Origin of the sequence: Micromonospora sp. NPDC048898, assembly GCF_043198035.1 — a bacterium.
In the GTDB taxonomy this organism is placed as follows: domain Bacteria; phylum Actinomycetota; class Actinomycetes; order Mycobacteriales; family Micromonosporaceae; genus Micromonospora.
In genome coordinates this window covers 450,568-470,534 of sequence record NZ_JBICUF010000001.1, presented here as the reverse complement: position 1 = coordinate 470,534, position 19,967 = coordinate 450,568, and the positions used below count along the sequence as shown (strand labels likewise).

General features: G+C 71.6%; 16 protein-coding genes and 2 pseudogenes. 13 read left to right on the top strand and 5 right to left on the bottom strand.

Annotated features, from left to right (window positions below; translation table 11 throughout):
- Positions 1–72 precede the first annotated feature (72 nt).
- The 5 genes and pseudogenes from ACGFIQ_RS02220 (at position 73) to frr (ending at position 5,153) form a co-directional block, all read left to right on the top strand.
- Positions 73–1,150: pseudogene (locus ACGFIQ_RS02220) on the top strand (hypothetical protein).
- A 568-nt stretch (positions 1,151–1,718) separates the two neighbouring features.
- Positions 1,719–2,621: a 30S ribosomal protein S2 gene (gene rpsB, locus ACGFIQ_RS02215; RefSeq protein ID WP_357077885.1), complete on the top strand. Its 903-nt coding sequence runs from the start codon at positions 1,719–1,721 to the stop codon at positions 2,619–2,621.
- A 134-nt stretch (positions 2,622–2,755) separates the two neighbouring features.
- On the top strand, positions 2,756–3,583 hold the full coding sequence (gene tsf / locus ACGFIQ_RS02210; protein WP_357077889.1) for a translation elongation factor Ts: 828 nt from the start codon (positions 2,756–2,758) through the stop codon (positions 3,581–3,583).
- A 161-nt stretch (positions 3,584–3,744) separates the two neighbouring features.
- Positions 3,745–4,512 carry a UMP kinase gene (gene pyrH, locus ACGFIQ_RS02205; RefSeq protein WP_238433181.1) on the top strand — a complete coding sequence of 256 codons (768 nt, stop codon included), beginning with the start codon at positions 3,745–3,747 and terminating at the stop codon, positions 4,510–4,512.
- 83 nt (positions 4,513–4,595) lie between these two features.
- A complete protein-coding gene (gene frr / locus ACGFIQ_RS02200; RefSeq protein WP_204943784.1) occupies positions 4,596–5,153 on the top strand; it encodes a ribosome recycling factor in 558 nt (185 codons plus the stop codon).
- A gap of 52 nt (positions 5,154–5,205) precedes the next feature.
- Here frr and ACGFIQ_RS02195 read toward each other — a convergent pair whose 3' ends face one another.
- Entirely contained in the window at positions 5,206–5,649 is a 444-nt protein-coding gene (locus tag ACGFIQ_RS02195; protein ID WP_393237941.1) for a hypothetical protein, read from the bottom strand.
- Between the two features lie 369 nt (positions 5,650–6,018).
- On the opposite strand from ACGFIQ_RS02195, the gene ACGFIQ_RS02190 reads away from it, so the two are divergent.
- From ACGFIQ_RS02190 to ACGFIQ_RS02180, 3 genes are all read left to right on the top strand, one after another.
- Positions 6,019–7,560 (top strand): phosphatidate cytidylyltransferase, encoded by a 1,542-nt coding sequence (locus ACGFIQ_RS02190; protein ID WP_393237938.1) that lies wholly within the window; start codon positions 6,019–6,021, stop codon positions 7,558–7,560.
- A gap of 104 nt (positions 7,561–7,664) precedes the next feature.
- A complete protein-coding gene (gene rlmN, locus ACGFIQ_RS02185; RefSeq protein WP_357077899.1) occupies positions 7,665–8,822 on the top strand; it encodes a 23S rRNA (adenine(2503)-C(2))-methyltransferase RlmN in 1,158 nt (385 codons plus the stop codon).
- A 31-nt stretch (positions 8,823–8,853) separates the two neighbouring features.
- The gene (locus tag ACGFIQ_RS02180; protein ID WP_393237935.1) at positions 8,854–10,119 is read left to right on the top strand and encodes a DivIVA domain-containing protein; all 1,266 of its coding nucleotides are present in this window, start codon (positions 8,854–8,856) and stop codon (positions 10,117–10,119) included.
- Positions 10,120–10,205: 86 nt separating this feature from the next.
- Here ACGFIQ_RS02180 and ACGFIQ_RS02175 read toward each other — a convergent pair whose 3' ends face one another.
- Positions 10,206–10,427: a DUF2631 domain-containing protein gene (locus tag ACGFIQ_RS02175; RefSeq protein WP_357077904.1), complete on the bottom strand. Its 222-nt coding sequence runs from the start codon at positions 10,425–10,427 to the stop codon at positions 10,206–10,208.
- A gap of 91 nt (positions 10,428–10,518) precedes the next feature.
- Here ACGFIQ_RS02175 and ACGFIQ_RS02170 point away from each other — a divergent pair, with 91 nt between their 5' ends.
- Entirely contained in the window at positions 10,519–11,385 is an 867-nt protein-coding gene (locus tag ACGFIQ_RS02170; RefSeq protein ID WP_393237930.1) for a hypothetical protein, read from the top strand.
- Positions 11,386–11,518: 133 nt separating this feature from the next.
- Positions 11,519–13,099: a Rieske 2Fe-2S domain-containing protein gene (locus ACGFIQ_RS02165; protein ID WP_393237927.1), complete on the top strand. Its 1,581-nt coding sequence runs from the start codon at positions 11,519–11,521 to the stop codon at positions 13,097–13,099.
- A gap of 808 nt (positions 13,100–13,907) precedes the next feature.
- Here ACGFIQ_RS02165 and ACGFIQ_RS02160 read toward each other — a convergent pair.
- From ACGFIQ_RS02160 to ACGFIQ_RS02150, 3 genes and pseudogenes are all read right to left on the bottom strand, one after another.
- A pseudogene (locus ACGFIQ_RS02160) lies at positions 13,908–14,813 on the bottom strand (phytoene desaturase family protein); the annotation flags it as partial.
- Between the two features lie 11 nt (positions 14,814–14,824).
- The gene (locus ACGFIQ_RS02155) at positions 14,825–16,708 is read right to left on the bottom strand and encodes an ATP-binding protein (RefSeq protein ID WP_393237924.1); all 1,884 of its coding nucleotides are present in this window, start codon (positions 16,706–16,708) and stop codon (positions 14,825–14,827) included.
- Positions 16,698–17,399: a response regulator transcription factor gene (locus ACGFIQ_RS02150; protein WP_393237921.1), complete on the bottom strand. Its 702-nt coding sequence runs from the start codon at positions 17,397–17,399 to the stop codon at positions 16,698–16,700. Before ACGFIQ_RS02150 ends, ACGFIQ_RS02155 begins: the two co-directional genes overlap by 11 nt.
- Before the next feature lie 113 nt (positions 17,400–17,512).
- Here ACGFIQ_RS02150 and ACGFIQ_RS02145 point away from each other — a divergent pair, with 113 nt between their 5' ends.
- From ACGFIQ_RS02145 to ACGFIQ_RS02135, 3 genes are read left to right on the top strand one after another with little or no spacing between them, the layout of a single operon-like run.
- Complete coding sequence (locus ACGFIQ_RS02145) at positions 17,513–18,127, top strand: hypothetical protein (protein WP_393237918.1); 615 nt, start codon at positions 17,513–17,515, stop codon at positions 18,125–18,127.
- A complete protein-coding gene (locus tag ACGFIQ_RS02140; protein WP_393237915.1) occupies positions 18,114–19,247 on the top strand; it encodes a hypothetical protein in 1,134 nt (377 codons plus the stop codon). The genes ACGFIQ_RS02145 and ACGFIQ_RS02140 overlap by 14 nt, the downstream gene beginning before the upstream one ends.
- Positions 19,247–19,936 (top strand): ABC transporter ATP-binding protein, encoded by a 690-nt coding sequence (locus ACGFIQ_RS02135; RefSeq protein ID WP_393240304.1) that lies wholly within the window; start codon positions 19,247–19,249, stop codon positions 19,934–19,936. Before ACGFIQ_RS02140 ends, ACGFIQ_RS02135 begins: the two co-directional genes overlap by 1 nt.
- Positions 19,937–19,967 lie beyond the last annotated feature (31 nt).

Here is a 19,967-nt window from a genome sequence, read left to right as displayed (position 1 = left end):
ACCGGACGATCATGCCCGCGCTGTGCTACGGCATCCCTCGCGGGCGACCGGCGCCGACCGAGCCGGGGTGAAATGGCGCGGGCGAAGCCGGTCGCATACGGTGCCTGACGTGGACGGACGACGGAGCTTTCCGGAAGATCAGGAGTCGCGCTGGTACCCCGACGAGCGGGGTCGCGATTACGGCGAGTCGGAGTGGCGCGGCACGGGCGAATCGCGGTACCGGGACGGTGAGGTCCCCGAGCAGCGTGGCACCGACGAGGGCCGCTCCGTCGAGGACACCGGCATCGGCCGACGCCGGGAGCCGGACTCCGGCCGCTTCGGCGCGGTGGACGCGGGTCGTTTCGGTGGTGCGCCGGAGTCGGACTCGGGTCGTTTCGGCACGTCGGAGCCGGATTCGGGTCGCTTTGGTGCGGTGGGCGCCCCGCCCGTGCGATTCGGTACGCCCGAGCCAGAATCTGGGCGGTTTGGTGCGATCGACCCGTTGGCGGACGGGCGGCCGGAGACCGATGGCTACCGGGCGACCCGCTCCCGGAGGGCGGATCGGGACCCCTCGGAGATCTCCGGCGAGTTGCCCGGTCGCCGGGCCGCCCGGGAGTCGGCCGCTGTCCCGCTGATCACCCCCGCGCCGGAGGCCGCCCGCGACACCACGTCCGCGGTCGTCCCGCCGGGCGGTGTGCCCGTCGAGCAGGCTCGTCCCGCTCCGCTCGGTGGGTACCCGATCGTCGAGCCGACCCGGGCCGGCGACACGCCGCACCCGCTGGAGATGCCGACCGGCCCGATGCCGGGGATCGGCCCACGCCCCGACCTGCCCGCTGCGGAGCAGCCGGCGTACGCCCCGGTGACTGACGGCGTCTACCGGACCCGCCGGCCGGTGTTGGCCGTACTCTTCGCCCTGCTGGTGTTGATCTTCGAGATTCCTGCGCTGCGGGTGCTGCTGGCGGGCGTGACCGGCGACCCGGTGGACGCCGGCAACGTGGTGGTGGGTATCGCACTGGTTGCCGGGCTGCCGATCTTCGCGACCGGGCTGTACGGCCTACGAACCGGAGGTCTGGCGCTCGCCGACGGTGGTCGGGGCTGGCTGCGTCCACCCACGGCGTACCTGACCGTCGGCCTGGTGCTCTTCCTTGCTGCCGCGCTCGCGGCCGGCTGACCGGCGCAGCCGACCACCCGTCTCCGCCAACGCCGTTCGCGGCGGGCCAGGCATTCCGGATGCCCCGCGCCTCCCGCGCCCGTGCCTTGATCGACTCGGTTTTCATGAAGTCGCGGTGTCCGGGACGGTTTGACGCACCGGTTTTCAGGAAACCGAGTCGATCACCGCGGGGTGCCGCGCCGATCAGCGCCCCGCGCCGCGCCGGGCCGGACGCCGCGCCGGGCCGGACGTCGCGCCGGGCCGGACGTCGCGCCGGGCCGGACGCCGCGCCGCGTTGAGTGCCGCGCCGCGCGACGCCGGCGCCTCGGGGGGGACCGCTGCGTCCACCCGACAGGCCTGCGCGCACCGGCGCACCCCGGGGCGGGTGGGCGGGTGAGGGGCGTACACTGGCCAACTGGCGACCGCCTTGTGCGGTCGACCTCGCGCGCCCTCTTCACGAATCGTCGTGGAGCGACGGCCTCCCTGGTCCCGATCTTGATCGGGTCCACCATGGGTCGGCGACCAGGCGCCAGGACGCCCGGCCACCGGCCGGGCGTGACAACCAGGGATCTTGAGGAGTACCCCAACCATGGCCGTCGTGACCATGCGCCAGCTGCTGGAGAGCGGTGTCCACTTCGGGCACCAGACCCGGCGCTGGAACCCGAAGATGAAGCGCTTCATCATGACCGAGCGCAACGGCATCTACATCATCGACCTGCGCCAGACCCTCGAGTACATCGAGAAGGCGTACGAGTTCGTGCGTGGGACCGTCGCCGAGGGTGGCAGCATCCTGTTCGTCGGCACCAAGAAGCAGGCCCAGGAAGCGATCGCCGAGCAGGCGACCCGGGTCGGCCAGCCGTACGTCAACCACCGCTGGCTCGGTGGCATGCTGACCAACTTCCAGACGGTGTACAAGCGGCTCCAGCGGATGAAGGAGCTGGAGGGCCTGGGTGACCTCAGCGGCACCGCCGCCGGTTACACCAAGAAGGAGACCCTGCAGCTCTCCCGCGAGAAGATCAAGCTGACCCGCACCCTGGGTGGTCTGCGGGACATGCAGAAGCTTCCCGCCGCGGTCTGGATCGTCGACACCAAGAAGGAGCACATCGCCGTCGACGAGGCCCGGAAGCTGGGCATCCCGGTGATCGCGGTGCTCGACACCAACTGTGACCCGGACGAGGTCGACTTCCCGATCCCGGGTAACGACGACGCGATCCGGTCGGCCGAGCTGCTGACCAAGGTCGTCGCCGCTGCCGTGGCGGATGGTCTGATCGCGCGTTCCGGCCGTCGCCGGGGCAACGACGAGAAGCCCGAGGGTGTCGCGACCGACGAGCCGCTGACCGAGTGGGAGCGCGAGCTGCTCGAGCCGAAGAAGGCCGACGAGTCGGCCGCCCCGGCCGAGCAGCCGGCCGCTGCCGCCGCCGAGCAGCCCGCCACCCCGGAGCAGCCGGCGCAGGCCACCACCGAGCAGCCGGCGGCCGCGACCGCGGAGTGATCGCGCCGTCGCTGCCCCGCCGTCCGTTTTCGCGAACGGCGGGCAGCGGCGGTACGCCGGGCACGATCCGCCCGGATCCGGGTAACCGGCACCTCTGACCATCCACACGCCGTCTCAACACCGAAGAGAGAGCCATGTCCCAAATCACCGCCGCGGACGTCAAGAAGCTCCGCGACCTCACCGGCGCCGGCATGATGGACAGCAAGAAGGCGCTGACCGAGGCCGAGGGCGACTTCGACAAGGCCATCGAGATCCTGCGCGTCAAGGGCGCCAAGGACGTCGGCAAGCGGGCCGGCCGTACGGCCGCCAACGGCCTGGTCGCCCACTCCGGCAAGGCGCTGCTCGAGCTCAACTGCGAGACCGACTTCGTCGCGAAGACCGAGTCGTTCATCGCGCTGGCTCAGCAGCTGGTCGAGCACGGCGAGCGCGCCGGCGTGAACTCCGCCGAGGAACTGCTCGCCACCGAGCTCGACGGCAAGGTCGTCGCGGACCTGATCCAGGAGCAGTCCGCCAAGATCGGCGAGAAGCTGGTGCTCAACCGGTTCGCCAAGGTCGAGGGCACCACCGCCGTCTACCTGCACCGCAAGGCCCAGGACCTGCCGCCGGCCGTTGGCGTGCTGGTGTCGTACACCGGCAAGACCGACGAGGCGGGCGACGCCGACGCCCGTGGTGTGGCCATGCAGATCGCCGCGATGCGTCCGAAGTACCTCACCCGGGACGAGGTTCCGGCCGAGGTCGTCGAGTCCGAGCGGCGCATCGCCGAGCAGACCGCCCGCGAGGAGAACAAGCCCGAGGCGGCCCTGCCGAAGATCATCGAGGGTCGGGTGAACTCCTTCTTCAAGGACTACGTCCTGATCGAGCAGGCATCCGTCGCCGACAACAAGAAGTCGGTGAAGCAGCTGCTGGCCGAGGCCGGCATCGAGGTCACCCGCTTCGTGCGGTTCGAGGTCGGCCAGGCCTGAGCCGTCACCGGGCGCCGCGCGCGCCCGTGGGCAGGAGACGTCAACGAGGAGGCCGCCGGTGTACGTGACAGGCACCGCGGCCTCCTCGTCACATAGGGTCGGCAGCGGCAGGTTCGCGGTACGCGCCGCACGGGGCGTGCGCGTGGGGAAGGGCGGGGCGGATGACGCAGGTTGTGAGTGACCGGACGCTGGCGATGGACGATCCGACGGCACCACCGCCGGGGCGCGCCCGCCGGGTGGTGCTGAAGCTCTCCGGTGAGGTGTTCGGCGGCGGCGCGATCGGCGTCGACCCGGACGTCGTCCAGGCCATCGCCCGGCAGATCGCCACCGTGGTCCGCCGCGGCGTGCAGGTTTCCGTGGTGGTCGGCGGCGGCAACTTCTTCCGTGGGGCGGAGCTGCAGAAGCGGGGCATGGACCGGGCCCGCGCCGACTACATGGGCATGCTGGGCACCGTGATGAACTGCCTCGCGTTGCAGGACTTCCTGGAGAAGGAAGGCATCGAGACCCGGGTGCAGAGCGCGATCACCATGGCCCAGGTCGCCGAACCGTACATCCCACTGCGGGCGATCCGGCACCTGGAGAAGGGCCGTGTGGTCATCTTCGGTGCGGGCGCGGGCATGCCGTACTTCTCCACCGACACGGTGGCCGCCCAGCGGGCTCTGGAGATCCGGGCCGACGTGGTGCTGATGAGCAAGAACGGCGTGGACGGCGTCTACACCGCCGACCCGCGGATCGACCCCACCGCCAGCAAGCTCGACTCGATCACCTTCTCCGAGGCGCTGCGCCGCAACCTGCGGGTGGCGGACGCGGCGGCGTTCAGCCTCTGCATGGAGAACGGCCTGCCGATGCTGGTCTTCGGCGCGCAGGGTGACGACACCATCATCCGCGCGGTGGGTGGCGACAAGATCGGCACCCTGATCACCGCCTGAGCCCCGCCGACGGCGACGGCAGCAGCGGGTCTGACGACTTTCAGCAGAGCCCACCACGAGCACAGAAGGAGGCGAGGAGACCGGTGATCGACGACACCCTCCTCGAGGCCGAGGAAAAGATGGAGCGTGCGGTTGAGCACGCCAAGGAGGAGTTCGGCGCCATCCGTACCGGTCGCGCCAACGCCGCCATGTTCTCCAAGGTCATCATCGACTACTACGGCACGCCCACGCCGCTGACCCAGATGGCGTCGATCGCGGTCCCCGAGCCGCGGATGGCCATCATCAAGCCGTACGACAACTCGCAGATCAATGCGATGGAGAAGGCGATCCGCGACTCGGACCTCGGGGTGAACCCGAACAACGAGGGCAACCAGCTGCGCATCCTGCTCCCGCAGATGACCGAGGAGCGCCGCCGCGACATGATCAAGGTGGCCCGGCACAAGGGCGAGGAGGCCAAGGTGGCCATCCGCAACGTCCGCCGCCGTGGCAAGGAGGAGTTGGACCGGATCGTCAAGGACGGTGAGGCCGGCGAGGACGACGGTCGCCGCGCCGAGAAGGAACTCGACGACCTGACCCAGCGCTACGTGGCCAACATCGACGACCTGGTGAAGCACAAGGAAACCGAGTTGCTCGAGGTCTGAACCATGCTTCGAGGCCCGTTCCCGACACCGGGAACGGGCCTCGTGTCGTATCTCAGCAGGGAATCCAGACGGTCCTGGTGCCCGCGGCGAACTCCTCGTTGGTGGTCGCGTCGCGTAGCGAGAAGCGGGCGGTGGCGCTACCGGGGTGGACTGCCGGAGTGATCCGGGCGAAGGCCATCGCCAGCTCGACCGTGCCGCCGTCACAGAGGATCTCGCCGGCGCCGTGGCCCCCGGTGGCCCAGAGGGTCGGCAGACCGTCCTGCACCAGCGAGGCCGACATCAGGACGATGCCGGCCGGGCAGTGCCGGGCGGTCGCGGTGACGGTGGTCGCCGGGTACGTCACACCCGGCTCACCGACGGGCGGCTCGAACGGGAACAGTTCGCTGGCGTGCCGATCGATGGTGATCCTGGTCGGTGCGGTGGTCGCGGCGGCTGGTGCCCCTGCTCCGAGGACGATGGCCGCGGCCGCCAGCACCGCCAGACTGATCTTGTACATGTGCGTGCCTTTCCCCGTGGTCGCGTCGGCGGAGACCGGCGCGGCCCCAGCGGACCACGTCGGGCGGGCCCGGCTCAGTACCTGATCGGGCAGCGAACGAGTCGGATCGACGGCTGCGGATCCGCGTACCGGATGGGTCTGTCTCGGCCCGCGACGGCCTGCCGGCCAGGGGCGACGCCCGTCGCCGTGCCTCGTCCGCCGTGCCGGTCCGGCGGGTGCAGTAGGCTCGGCAGGATTCCCGGCCACCGGGCGGTGCACACCGGGAATCGACCGACCGTCGGGGCGGTCAATCGGAGGAACATCGCGCGTGTAGGGGATGCTTGTGGTCTTGCGTCATGTGGTGGTACTCGTGCCGCGTCGCGGTGCGTGATGTCCCACCCCGACACCTACGGCAGCGAGCCTCGCGGCTGGGACCGTCCGGAGCGCCCCGTGGCGTTGCCCTGGCCGGACCAGGACCTGGAGGCCGGCCAGCGGCCCCGCCGTCCGGCCGTCGGCCCTGAGCTGTACGCCGACCCGCACACCCGGCCGCACGCCGACCCGCACCCGACGCACCCGTACGACGAGCGTGGCCGCACGGTCCGTCCGGACGACCGGGACCGCTTCGACGACCGCGACCGGCACGATCGTTTCGACGACCGCGACCGGTACGAGGACGACCGGAACCAGCCCGACCGGTTCGAGGACGACCGGAACCAGCCCGGCCGGTACGACGACCGGACCCAACCCGGCAGGTACGACGACCGGGGCCGCACCGGCCGGTACGGCGATCGTGCGCCCGCCGGTCCGGACAGCGCCCCGACCCGCCGCGGTGGCCCGGAGCGGCAGGACGGGCCCGGCTGGCACGACGAGACCGGGCGGCTCGACGAGACCGGGCGGCTCGACGAGACCGGCTGGCACGACGGTCGGCAAGCGTTCGACGGTCCGGCCCGCTACGACGACGACGCCGGCTACCCGACCGCGCAGCTCGCGCCCATCGGGGCCGAAGTGGCACCGGACCCGGAGCCGCCGACCGAGCCGGAGCCGCCGTCCGCTCGACGGTCGAAGGGCCGGCGTCGGGCCAGCGCCGACCGGCCGGCCACCCAGCAGTTGGGCAACGGGCGGGCGGGCCGCAACCTCCCGGCGGCGATCGGGGTCGGGCTCGGCCTCGGCGCGCTGATCGTGGTGCCGCTGATCTTCTACCCGTTGGCGTTCCTGCCGGTGATCGCCGCCGCCGTCGCCGTCGGCAGCTGGGAGATGGCTCGGGCGGTCCGGCGCAGCGGCGCGCATCCACCGCTGGTGCCGTTGATCGCCGGTGGTGTGCTGACCGTGGGCCTGGCCTGGTTCGCCGGCCCGGACGCGCTCAGTCTGGGGCTGCTGGTCACCGTGCTGGGCACCATGATCTGGCGGCTGGGTGACGGTCCGGCCGGCTTCCAGCGGGATGTCACCGCGGCGACCCTGATCGCCGTCTACGTGCCGTTCCTCGCGGGTTTCGCGGCGCTGCTCGCGGCGGCCCCCGACGACGGTTGGATGCGGATCCTGGCCACCCTGATCGCGGTGGTCCTCTCCGACACCGGCGGGTACGCGGCAGGCGTCTCCTTCGGTCGACACCCGATGGCGCCGTCGATCAGCCCGAAGAAGTCCTGGGAGGGTTTCGCGGGCTCGGTCACGGCCGCCGCCCTGGGCAGCGCGCTGCTGCTGTGGCTGATGTTCGAGGTGGCTCCCTGGTGGGGTGCCCTGTTCGGGGTGGCCGTCTCCTGCGCGGCGGTCCTCGGCGACCTGGCCGAGTCGATGATCAAGCGGGATCTCGGTGTCAAGGACATGAGCAACCTGCTGCCCGGTCACGGCGGCCTGATGGACCGACTGGACTCGATCCTGTTCGCGGTGCCGACCGCCTACCTGTTGCTGGCGATCTTCGTGCCGGTGGTGAGCTGAGGGATGAATCACGGCGTCCTGGTCATCCGACCCCGACGGCCGCGGCCCGTTCGGCACCTCCGGACCGGCGGTTGCCGCCGAGGGCGTGACACACTGGACCAGCCATGACGAGCCTGCCGTTGATCCCCGCCCTCTCGGACGCCCCCGCCGCGCGCCGGGCCTCCATGCCGCCACAACACCTCGCCGACCTGGACCTGGCCGGCCGCCAGGCGCTTGTCACCGAGTTGGGTGAGCCGGCCTTCCGCGCCAAGCAGGTCTCGAACCACTACTTCGGGCGGCTGGTCCGCGACCCGCAGGCCATGACCGACCTGCCCGCGGCGACCCGGCAACGGTTGGCCGAGCGGCTGCTGCCCACGCTGCTCAACCCGGTGCGCGAGTTGGCCTGCGACGACGGCGCGACCCGCAAGGCGCTCTGGAAGCTGCACGATGGTGCGCTTGTGGAGAGCGTGCTGATGGGCTATCCGGACCGGGTGACGGTCTGCATCTCCAGCCAGGCGGGCTGTGGCATGGCCTGTCCGTTCTGCGCGACCGGCCAGGCCGGGCTGACGCGTAATCTGTCCACCGCCGAGATCGTCGACCAGGCGGTCTATCTGGCCGGCGTGGCGGCCTCCGGTGCCGTCGCCGGCTCACCGCCGCGGCTGTCGCACGTCGTGTTCATGGGCATGGGTGAGCCGCTGGCCAACTACTCCCGGGTCATCGCGGCCATCCGTCGCCTGGTCAGCCCCGCTCCGGAGGGGCTCGGCCTGTCCCAGCGGCACATCACCGTTTCCACGGTCGGTCTGGTTCCGGCCATCCGCCGACTGGCCAGCGAAGACCTCTCTGTGACCCTTGCGCTGTCGTTGCACGCCCCCGATGATGATCTGCGCGACGAACTCGTGCCGGTAAACCAGCGCTGGAAGGTAGCTGAGGTGCTGGACGCAGCGTGGGACTACGCCGCCCGGACGGGCCGTCGCGTGTCGATCGAGTACGCGATGATCAAGGACGTGAACGACCAGCCGTGGCGAGCCGACCTGCTCGGGCGGCTGCTGGCCGGCAAGTTGGCCCACGTGAACCTCATCCCGCTCAATCCGACGCCGGGCAGCCGCTGGGACGCGAGCCCGAAGCCGGTTGAGCGGGAGTTCGTCCGCCGGTTGCGCGACGCCGGGGTGTCCACCACCGTACGGGACACCCGAGGTCGCGAGATCGACGGTGCGTGTGGCCAGCTCGCCGCCGCCGAGGACAACGACACCTTCACCGACCGCGCCGGAGAGGCACCGGCGTGACCGGGCGTGGCGAACGAGACCAGGAGACATAGTGGCGAGTCAGGGTCAGCGTTTCCGGCGCAAGGCGCTCCGCCGGGGATACAAGGTCGACGAGGTGGATGCCTTCCTCGACCGGGTCGAGGCGACGCTCGACGGCCGACAGGTCGGCGCGCCGGTGGCTTCCCAGGAGGTCCACGACGTCGTCTTCCGGGTCCGTTTCAACGGTTACGACGAGTGGCAGGTCGACCTGCACCTGGACCGGGTCGAGCGGCAGTTGGCCGAGCTTGAGGAGCGTAGCGGCGCCGGGCGCGGTGGCGACCCCCGGATGGGTGACCGGATGGGCCCACCGGACCGCATGGGCCCGCCGATGCGCGATGACCGGGGCATGATCCCGCAGCCGATGCCGCCGCGACCGATGCCCGCGCAGGCCGGCCCGCCCGCCGACCGCTACGGCCGCTACGACGAGCCGACCGGTGCCTTCTCCGGTGGATACGACGCCCCTCGCGGCGGTTACGAGGCGCCGCGAGGCCCGGCCGGTCCCGGCCCGATGGGCCCGGGCGGCCCGATGGGTCCCGGCTCGATGGGTCCTGGCCAGATGGGTGGCCATGGTGTGCCGCCGCGCGGCCTGCCGGCCGGCCCCAGTGGTTACGGTCCGGACGACCAGCGTGGGCCGGGTGGTTACGGCTCGGACGACCAGCGTGGGCCGGGTGGTTACGGTCCGGACGACCAGCGTGGGCCGGGTGGTTACGGTCCGGACGACCAGCGTGGGCCGGGCGGCTACGGCCCGGACGACAAGCGCTCGCCCGGCGGCTATCCGCCGGAGGAGCCGCGCTTCGACGGCTTCGAGGCGGGGCGGCACGGCCGCACCGACATGACCGCCGAGATCCGGATGCCGGAGCGGGACCTGCGCGACCTGCGCCGTGGCCCCGCCGGTCCGCCTCCGATGCAGCAGCAGGGCATCGGTGGCCCGCCGATGGCCGGTCCGCCCGCCGTTGCCGGCCCGCCGATGGGTGGCCCTCCGATGGGCGGCCCTCCGATGGGTGGTCCGCCGATGGCCGGCCCGCCCGGCAGCGACCTCTACCGGGTCGACCAGATCCGCCGTAGTTTCCAGGTGCGCCGGTTCGGCAGCGGGTACGACCCCGACCAGGTGGACCGGTTCTTCGACACCCTGCTCGGCGGCATGCAGCGCCGCAACCCGATGCCCGTCGACCCGAAGGACCTGGACACGCTCCGGTTCGGCCTGGTGCCCGGTGGCTACTTCGAGGCCGAGGTCGACGCCGCGCTCAAGGACGTGCAGGACATCCTCTTCGGGCGCTGACGTCCGACGCGTACGGACGAGGGCCCGTCCCCGGGTGGGGGCGGGCCCTCGGCGTATGGTGGCCGGTCGTCCGGCGGTGGGTCGGGTCAGGAACGCAGACCGTTGCGCCGCAGCACGACGTCGCCGATCACGATGATCAGCAGCAGCGCGGCCAGGCCGACCAGCCAGATGTCCTCGACCTTGCCCTCGTGGTTGCCGCAGATCATCGCCAGCAGCGCCAGCGCGGACACCACCGCGCCAATGCGCCCGAGCTTCCGGTGCCCGGGCTTGTGCTGGTCTGGCGACGTTACCGGCTCGCTTCCTGCCACTGTCGGTCCTTCCCTCGCGATCGGATCTTTGGTTAGTCTGGCACGCCTCGTGCCGGCCCCGGCGCAGGGTCCGACCAGTTGAGGGGACGGCATGACGCGCGAGGAGGATCGCGAGCTGCTGAAGGCGGCCTACGAGGCGTGGGAGTCGGAGAACTGGTCGCTGGCGGGGGAGTTGTTGGAGCGGTTGGCACGGCGGCATCCCGATCACCGCAGTGCCGGGGTGTGGTGGTACGACGCGGCACTGGCGTACAAGTTCCTGCGCAACTGGGCGAAGGCGTACGAACTGGGCCGTGAGGCGGCCGCCCGCGCGGACCGGGACGCGCAGGAGCCGGCCTTCTGGAACCTCGGCATCGCCGCGACGATCATGGAGGACTGGTCGACCGCCCGGGACGCCTGGCGCGGCTTCGGACTGCCCGTGCCGGACGGCGACGGCGAAATCGTGGCCGACTTCGGAGTCACCCCGATCCGGCTCGACCCGGCCAGCAACGGCGAGGTGGTCTGGGCGCAGCGGCTCTGCCCGGCCCGAGCCCGGGTGCTGAACGTGCCGACCCCGGAGTCGGGGCGCCGGTTCGGTGAGGTCGTGGTGCACGACGGCGCGCCGAACGGTGAGCGCGAGGTGGACGGGCAGACGTACAGCGTTTTCGACGAGTTGCTGCTGTTCCGTGCGTCCGAGCTGCCGACCACCACCGTCCACGTCACGGCCGAGACGCCGGAGGACGTCCGTGCGCTGGCGGCGCTGTTCGACGAGCACGGGTACGCGGCGGAGCCGGCCAGCGGCGTGCGTGTCATCTGCTCCTGCTGTAGCGAGGGCAACGTGTCGCAGGAGACCGACCATCAGGTCGGTGGCGGGCAGCAGGTGAACGTCGCGGCCCCGCCCGACGAGATCTCCGGGCTCATGGAAGCGTGGTGTTCGGCCGCGCCGCCACGGCGGAGCTGGACGGCTCCGACCGCCTCCTGACCGGCGGTCGAGCAGGTCGCCCCGCTCTCGAAGGGCGGGTGGAACGGCACTACCGGCGTCGCGGGGCAACGGTCAGACCCGCTCCGGTAGCGTTTGGCGTACACCTGATTGTCTGTTTGAGGGGGACTGTGCGGTGCGAGTGACCGGAACCGGGCACGCCAGCATGCGGATCGACACGGCCGCGGGCAGCATCCTGTGCGACCCGTGGGTCAATCCGGCCTACTTCGCCTCGTGGTTCCCGTTCCCGGACAATTCTCTGCTGGACTGGGAGAGCCTGGGTCAGGTCGACTACCTGTACGTGTCCCACCTGCACCGGGACCACTTCGACGCGAAGCACCTGCGGGACTTCGTCTCGAAGGACGCCACGGTCCTGCTCCCCGAGTTTCCGACCTCGGAGATGGAGGACGAGTTCCGGGGGCTGGGCTTCACGAAGTTCCTGAAGACCCCCAACGAGCAGGTGGTGGAGCTGCCCGGCGGCCTGAAGATCATGATTCAGGCGTTGACCAGCCCGACCGACGGGCCGATCGGTGACTCGTCGCTCTGGGTCGAGTACGACGGGGTGCGGCTGCTCAACCAGAACGACGCCCGCCCCACCGACCTGAGCGTGTTCGCCGAGCTGGGGCACGTGCACGCGCACCTGCTCCAGTTCTCCGGCGCGATCTGGTACCCGATGGTCTACGAGCTGCCGCAGGCGGCGAAGACCGCGTTCGGCAAGCAGAAGCGTGACCGGCAGTTCGACCGGACCTGGCGCTACATCGACGACCTGAAGGCGTCGCACGTCTTCCCGATCGCCGGCCCGCCGTGCTTCCTCGACGACGCCCTGTGGCAGTTCAACGACATCCACGGCGACGAGGGCAACATCTTCCCCGACCAGTCCGTCTTCCTGTCCGAGTACGCGAAGGTCGGCGGCACCAACGGCATCGTGCTGCTGCCGGGCAGCGTCACCGAGGTCACCACCGAGGGCGCGAGCACCACGCACCCGGTGCCGGTGGACGAGTTCTTCGCGAACAAGGTCGCCCACCTGGAGGAAATGCGGGAGCGCAAGCGCCCGATCATCGAGGCGGAGAAGGCGTCCTGGCGGCACCCCGAGGTGGACGTCCTCGGCGAGATGAAGCGCCGCATCGAGCCGCTGCTCGACGAGTCGATCTACCTGGCCAAGGGCGTGGGCGGTCCGGTCCGCTTCGACCTGGTGGGGTACGACGGTGAGAGCGTCGAGTCGATCGTGGTGGACTTCCCGGGTAAGGAGGTCCGGCCGTACGCCGACGAGAAGGTGCGCTACCGGTTCCGGACCGAGCGGTCGCTGATCGAGCACCTGCTCTTCATCGACGAGGTTGACTGGGTCAACTCGCTCTTCCTGTCCTGCCGGTTCTCGGCGGCCCGCATCGGCCAGTACAACGAGTTCGTCTACGCGTTCTTCAAGTGCCTCTCCGAGGAGCGACTCCAGTACGCCGAGGGCTGGTACGACGAGCACGAGCGCAGCACCGACGCCGAGGACATCACGTTGGGCGACTGGGTGGTGCAGCGGCGCTGCCCGCACCTGAAGGCGGACCTGACCCGCTTCGGCATCGTCGACGGCGACCAGCTCACCTGCCAACTGCACGGCTGGCGCTTCGACCTGCCCAGCGGCCGCTGCCTGACCAGCGTCGGCCACAAGGTGAGAGCCCACCGAGTAGACGCGGAAACCCCGGCACCCGCCGGCGAAGCCGCGATCTGACCCGCCCCGCCCCCACGCCCACGCCCCCTCTCGTCGATCATGGAGTTGTGGTGGGGGACGAAGGCCGCTTCAGGCGCCACAACGGGCACCACAACTCCTTGATCGACCGGGTCGGGGGTCAGCTCTTCAGATCCGCCAGGATTTTGTGGGCGGCGTTGTGGCCGGCTGCTCCGATGACGCTGCCGGCTGGGTGGCAGCCGGCGCTGCCGGCGTAGACGCCGTCGATGCCGGTGGCGTAGGGCATCCGGTCGGTGAACGAGACGGTGTTGTCGACGTGGTGGATGTGGCCGCCGGTGATGCCGAAGTGCGCCTCGATGCCCGGTGGAGGCAGGGGCACCGCGTCGGCGATCAGGTCACCGGTGCCGGGCGCGTACCGTTCGACGATCTCGATCAGCCGGTCGACGTAGCCGGGCAGTGCCGCGTCCCAGGTGGTGCCGGCCAGCTCGTAGGGGACCGACTGGACGAAGAGCGCCGACGAGTGGTGCCCGGCGGCGTCGGAGAGTGACGGGTCGACTGTGGTGTGCAGGTACCACTCGATGGTCGGCTCCGCCGGCAACCGCCCGGCCCGCACGTCCGCCCACATGCCGCGCAGGGCGGTCATCGGCGAGGTGGCGTCCCCGCCGACAAGCGACGCGGACCCGGGCAGCAGGTGGATGGTCGAGCCGAACGGGCTCGGCGTGCCAGGCGGCAGGCAGGAGAACCGCGGCAGCCCGCTGAGCGCCAGGTTGAGTTTCAGGGTGGTGCCGGTGCGGCGGACCGCCGCCATCCGTTCGCCGAGCGGCGCCGGGAGCGCGCCGTCGGGCAACAGGTCCATCAGCCGGTACGGGTCACACGCGCCGAGGACCACCCGCGCGGCGACCTGTCGACCGTCGGCCAGCACCACGCCGCTGGCCGCGCCGCCGTCCAGGGTCACCGCGCTGACCGGCGTACCCGTCCGGATCGTCGCCCCGGCGGCCCGCGCGGCCTCGGCGAACGTCCGCGAGACGGTGCCCATCCCGCCCTCGGCGATCATCCAGGTGCCGCCGGAGCCGGGCAGCCGGCACATGTTGTGGACCAGGAAGTTGTGGCCGGTGCCGGGGTCGTCCGGGCCGGCGTTGAGCCCGGACAGCCCGTCGGTGACCGCGTACATGCTGACCAGCAGCTCGGAGCGGAACTCGAACCGGGCCAGGTAGTCCGCGACCGAGCCCTGGACGAGGTCGACGAAGACCTGGCGCAGCGCGGGGCGGACGTGCCGCTCGGCGGTCTCGTGCACGTTCAGCGGCTCGGCCAGCCAGGCCGGGGCGAGGTCTTCCCGCAGAGCGGCCAACTCGGCCTGCATGGCGTCGTCGGCGGCGACGTCCGCGGGGGAGAAGAACTCGGCGAGTTGGGCCCGGGTGGCGGTGGTGTCGCTGCCGAAGAGCAGGTACGGCGAGCCGAGGCCGCCCGGTGTGGGCAGGAAGTAGTGCGGGTCGCGGCGCAGCACCGGGATCCGGACGTCGAGCGTGGCGAGCAGTTCCGGGGGCATCAGTCCGAGCAGGTACGAACCGGTGGAGTGCCGCAGCCCCGGCACCTTCGAGAACGGGGTCTCGGTGCGGGCCGCACCGCCGATCATGTCGGCGGCCTCCAAAACGAGGACGTCCAGGCCGGCGCGGGCCAGCAGGACGGCGGAGACCAGACCGTTGTGCCCGGCACCGACGATCACGACGTCGACGCGGGCCGGAATCTCACTGCTCATGCCGCGGCAGCCTAGCCCGCCCCGCCGGACCGGTCACCCTTTCCGCGCACGTCCTCGGTGATCACGGGTAGGTGGAGGGTGAAGGTGGAGCCGCGGGCGGGGGTGCTGGTGGCGCTGACCGTTCCGCCGTGGGCCTCGGTGAACTTGCGCACGATGGCGAGGCCCAGGCCGCTGCCGCCGGTCTGTCGACTCCGGGACTTCTCGGCCCGCCAGAAGCGGTCGAAGACCCGGGGTAGGTCCTCGGCGCTGATACCGCTGCCGGTGTCGGCCACGGAGACGATGACCCCGGTGTCGGTCGCGCTGGCGCTGATCGTCACGCGCCCGCCCGACGGGGTGTGCCGTACCGCGTTGACGACCAGGTTGCCGACGGCCTGGCGGAGCCGCACCGGGTCGGCGTCCACCTGCGGGTCGGCCTCCGTGCGTACCGTGATGGTGACACCGACCCGGTCGGCCTGGGCCCGGTGCGCCTCCGCGACCTGGGCGAGCAGGTCGGTGAGGTAGACCTGTTCGCGGTGCAGCCGCAGCGCGCCCGCGTCGGCCTCGGCCAGGTCCTGCAGGTCGGTGATCACGTGCTGGAGCACTGTCGCCTCCTCCAACAGTGAGGAGAGCAGCCTGCGGTCGGGGGCCGCGACGCCGTCCTCGACCGCTTCGAGCCAGCCGCGGATGTTGCTTACCGGCGTCCGCATCTCGTGGGCGATGTCGCTCACCATCGCGCGGCGTAACTGCTCCAGCCGCTCCCGCCGTTCGGCCATGTCGTTGAAGACCTCGGCCAGCCGGGCGATCTCGTCCCGGCCGGTCACCCGGACGCGGGCTGCGCCGTCGCCGTCGCGCATCCGCTGGGCCGCCCCGGTCAGGGCGTGCAGCGGGCGGGTCAGCCGGATGCCGGCGAGGACGGTGAAGCCGATCGTCACCAGCAGGACGAGACCGGCGACCGCGACGATGCGGGTCTGGTTGGCCCGGGAGAGGTCGAAGGTGGTCGAGGGGCGACCGCCCGGGTCGGTGACGAAGAGGGTCACGGCCGGGGCGACGTACGGGAGGAGCTGCTCGCGTCGACTGGTGCCGACGCAGGCGCTGATCGCCCGGTTGTGCTCCTGGTCGACGCCGGCCGTGGGCCGGGAGTCGGGCGCGCTGGGCGCCGACTGCCTCGTCCAGGTCCAGTTCAGGTCCACCTGCACGGCGGGCAGGCGCCGCCGCGCCAGGCAGGTGTTCACCAGGGCGTTGAGCTGGGCGAGCGCCTTGCCCTCGGTGGCCGTACGGGTCGCGAGATCTACTCTCGGCTGCAGGCAGGCGGAATTGTCGGCGAGGTCGGTGCCGGGCGTCTCGATCCGTGGACGACCGGTGGGCCCCTCCACGACTGTGGCGTCGATCTGCGCTCGCATCCGCAGACACTGGGCCGCCTGGGCCGCCCGGGACCGCAGCGCCGCGCGCTCCTCGGGCGGGAGCAGGTACGGCCCGGTGGTGCGCGGGTCGATGCGGCTGGTGCCGCCGTCACCGCCGCCCGCCGGAGTGGTCCCGGGCATCAGGGCGGTGTCGACGGCGAGCGCGTCGACTGTCGCGGACGACGTCGTCGGCAACGGGCCCGCACCGGGTGCCGAGTCCGCGATCGGCACACCGGTGTCGGTGGTCAACGCGATCCGCCGGCCGACGTCCTGCGCGAGCGGCCGAACGACCGCGTCGACCCCGTCCCAGCTCGGGTGGGTCGCCGCGTACGCGAGCAGGGTGTCGTAGATGCGCGTGTCGTCGGCGAGCGCCTGGCCCTGCTCCTGCCGGATCGCTCCGGTGGTGGTGCGCACGGCCAGCCACGCGGTCGCCGCGATCGAGCCGACGGCGATGAGGACGGCAAGCGCCAGCAGCCGGAGCAGCAGACTGCGGCGCAGCGGAACCTCACGCGACACGGGGCGACTCTTCGACCAACTTGTATCCGACGCCGTACACGGTCACCAGCCGGGCCGGCTTGCGCGGATTCGGCTCGATCTTCCGGCGGAGGTTCATGACGTGCATGTCGACGGTCCGGCTGGTGATGTACCTGTCGAACCCGTGCAGGTAACCCAGGAGCTGATCCCGGGTGAACGCCCGGGCGGGTTGGGCGGCCATCGCCTGGAGCAGTTGGAACTCGCCGGGTGTGCAGTCGACGAGGCGTCCGTCGCTGCGTACCTCGTGGCGCACCGGGTCGACGTGCACGGCACCGACCCGCAGCACCGGGTCCGCCTGCCGCTGCGTGCGTTGGCCCCGGCGTAACAGGCTGCGGGCCCGGGCGACCAGCTCACGCGGGCTGTACGGCTTGGTCATGTAGTCGTCGGCGCCCAGGTCGAGGCCGAGCAGCAGGTCGTCCTCGGTCGACCGGGCGGTCAGCATGAGCACCGGCAGGTCGGACTCCTGGCGCAGGATGCGACAGACGTCCAGGCCGTCGACCTTCGGCATCATCACGTCGAGGACCAGCAGGGCCGGCGGCCGTTGCCGGATCTGCTCCAGCGCGGCCCGCCCGTCGGCCACCACGAGCACCTCGTGTCCCTCGCGTTCCAGATACCGGCGCGCCAACTCGGCCTGCTTCCGGTCGTCCTCGGCTACCAGCACGTACGCACACACGGCAGCGACTGTACGTGGCCCCGGCCGGCTCCGGCGGTGCCGCTGAGCTGGGACTACCGGATGACGACCGGTTCCTGACAGGTCTCTGACAGATCGGCGTGAAGCTCCACGCCATGACCAACCCAACCCATCGGCTCGCGGCCGGGCTCGCCGCGGTCACCGTCCTCGCCGTCGCCCTCACCGGCTGCGGCGGCGGAGCGTCAAGCGCCGACAAGGGCACCGCCGGCGGTGACGTCGCCTCGCTCACCACCCCGTCGGCCTCGGCCAGCGCCACCCCCGCCGGTGGTGCCGCCAACGGTCGGCCGCAGCTGCGCCTGGACATGACCGACGAGGAGGAGGAGCGGCTCTGGGGGGCGTACAACATCTGCCTGCACGACAACGGCGTGAAGCTGAACGAGGGCCGGTCGCAACCCGGCCCGGTGGGGGACGGTACGGGCCTGTCCCTGGACCAGAGCGGGGAGCCGAAGGCGGCGTACGTGGCGTGCGCCAACAAGCTGCCGCTCCAGCCGCCGGAGCTGGACCCGGAGAAGAACCCGAACTACGTGAGCCAGTGGAACGACTACGTCCAGTGCCTGCGCGGGCGCGGCCTGAAGATCCACTCCCTGCCGGACGGCTCCGGCTGGACCTACGACGACGGGGTCGCCGACCCGACCGGCGGCCTTGACGATCCCGCGATGGACAAGGCCGAGCGGGAATGCACCATGGAGATCTTCGGTGCCAAGAAGTAACCCGAGTGACGTTCCCGGTCGGCGCACCACCCGGCGTACCGCGGTCGTGGTGGCGACGGTGACCCTGGTGATCGCCGTCGGCGCCGGCATCGGGGTGCTGGCGCTGCGGCGGCACGCCGACGATGACGTGGCGAGCGCCCCGCCGTCGGTGACCACGACGACGGTGACCCGGGCCGACCTGTCGGACACCCGTTCGCTCAACGGGACGCTCGGCTACGGCCCGGAGCGGCTGGTGAAGGGTGCCGGGGAGGGCGTCGTCACCCGGCTGCCGAAGGTGGGCGACACGGTGGCCCGGGGCAAGCCGCTCTACTGGGTCAACGACCGACCGGTGCCGGTGCTGTTCGGCGGGAGCCCGCTCTTTCGCACCCTCGACAAGCCCGGACTGGTGGGCAGCGACGTACGGATCGTGTCGGACAACCTGAGGGCGCTGGGCTACCAGACCGGCTCCCAACCGTCCCGGGGCACCGACGGCACGAGGATCGGCACGGGTCAGGCCCTGCTCACCGCGAGCCTCGTCGCCGCGATCAAGAAGTGGCAGGAGGCCCTCGGTCTGGAGGCCTCCGGCATGATCGGGGTCGGGCAGGTCGCGGTGCTGACCGGGCCGGCCCGGGTCAGCGCGGTGAAGGCGCTGCCCGGTGACCCGGTCGCCGGTGAGCTGCTGGCCGTCACCGAGAAGGTCAAGCTGGTCACCGTACCGGTCGGTGCCACCGAGGTCGCCGCCATCACGGTCGGCGCTGCCGTGGTCGTCGCCCTGCCGGACAGCTCCGAGATCCCGGCCACTGTCGCCTCGATCTCGCAGACGGTGCGCGGCGGTGGGCAGGACGGCGGCACCGGGCAGGGCAGCCCGCCGACGGTGGACGTCCTCGTCGCACCGACCCGGGCGGCGGACGTGGCCAAGCTGGACGCGGCCGCGGTGCAGGTCCGGTTCACCACCGCCGTCCACAAGGACGTGCTCGCGGTGCCGGTCGGCGCGCTGGTGGCGCTCCGCGAGGGTGGGCACGCGCTGCAACTGCCCGACGGTGGGCTGGTGGCCGTGGAGACCGGGATGTTCGCCCGAGGGCTGGTCGAGATCAGCGGCACCGGTGTGACCGAGGGCCTCGACGTGGTGACGGCATCGTGATCGCCGAGCCGGTGCTCAACGTCGATGGCGTCAGCAGGACGTACCCCGGCGGGGTGACCGCGCTGGACGACGTCTCCCTGACCGTGCGCGCTGGCGAGATGCTCGCCATCGTCGGGCCGTCCGGGTCCGGCAAGTCCACGCTGCTGAACATCATGGGCACCCTCGACCTGCCGACACGTGGCCGGGTACGCGTGGCCGGGCAGGAGGTCACCGCCCTGTCCGACCGTCGGCTCTCCGCGCTACGGGGTCGCTGGCTCGGTTTCGTCTTCCAGCAGTTCCACCTCACCGACGGGTTAGACGCCGCCGAGAACGTCGCCACCGGCCTGCTCTACGCCGGGGTGCCCCGCCGTCGTCGCCGCCGCACCGCGATCGAGGCGCTGGCCCGGGTCGGCCTGGCGCACCGGGTGGACCACCTGCCGCAGCAACTCTCCGGCGGGGAGCGGCAGCGGGTGGCGATCGCTCGGGCACTGGTCAACGAGCCCGCGCTGGTGCTGGCCGACGAGCCGACCGGCGCCCTCGACACGGCCAACGGGGAGGCGGTGCTGACCCTGCTCACGAACCTCAACGCGGAGGGCACCACCATCGCCGTGATCACCCACGACCGCGATCTCGCCGCCCGTACGCCCCGACAGGTGGAGATCCGCGACGGCCGGATCGTGGCCGACACCGTCACCGGGAGCGGGACGTGAGCGCGACCCGGCTCGCCCCGACCGACGTACT

Excerpts from the sequence above, each read along its gene's own strand:
- ACGFIQ_RS02195 (WP_393237941.1), bottom strand. The coding sequence starts at position 5,649 with ATGTACAAGATCAGTCTGGCGGTGCTGGCGGCCGCGGCCATCGTCCTC.
- ACGFIQ_RS02145 (WP_393237918.1), top strand. The coding sequence starts at position 17,513 with ATGACCAACCCAACCCATCGGCTCGCGGCCGGGCTCGCCGCGGTCACC.
- ACGFIQ_RS02170 (WP_393237930.1), top strand. The coding sequence starts at position 10,519 with ATGACGCGCGAGGAGGATCGCGAGCTGCTGAAGGCGGCCTACGAGGCG.
- pyrH (WP_238433181.1), top strand. The coding sequence starts at position 3,745 with ATGACGCAGGTTGTGAGTGACCGGACGCTGGCGATGGACGATCCGACG.
- rlmN (WP_357077899.1), top strand. The coding sequence starts at position 7,665 with ATGACGAGCCTGCCGTTGATCCCCGCCCTCTCGGACGCCCCCGCCGCG.
- tsf (WP_357077889.1), top strand. The coding sequence starts at position 2,756 with ATGTCCCAAATCACCGCCGCGGACGTCAAGAAGCTCCGCGACCTCACC.
- ACGFIQ_RS02190 (WP_393237938.1), top strand. The coding sequence starts at position 6,019 with ATGTCCCACCCCGACACCTACGGCAGCGAGCCTCGCGGCTGGGACCGT.
- rpsB (WP_357077885.1), top strand. The coding sequence starts at position 1,719 with ATGGCCGTCGTGACCATGCGCCAGCTGCTGGAGAGCGGTGTCCACTTC.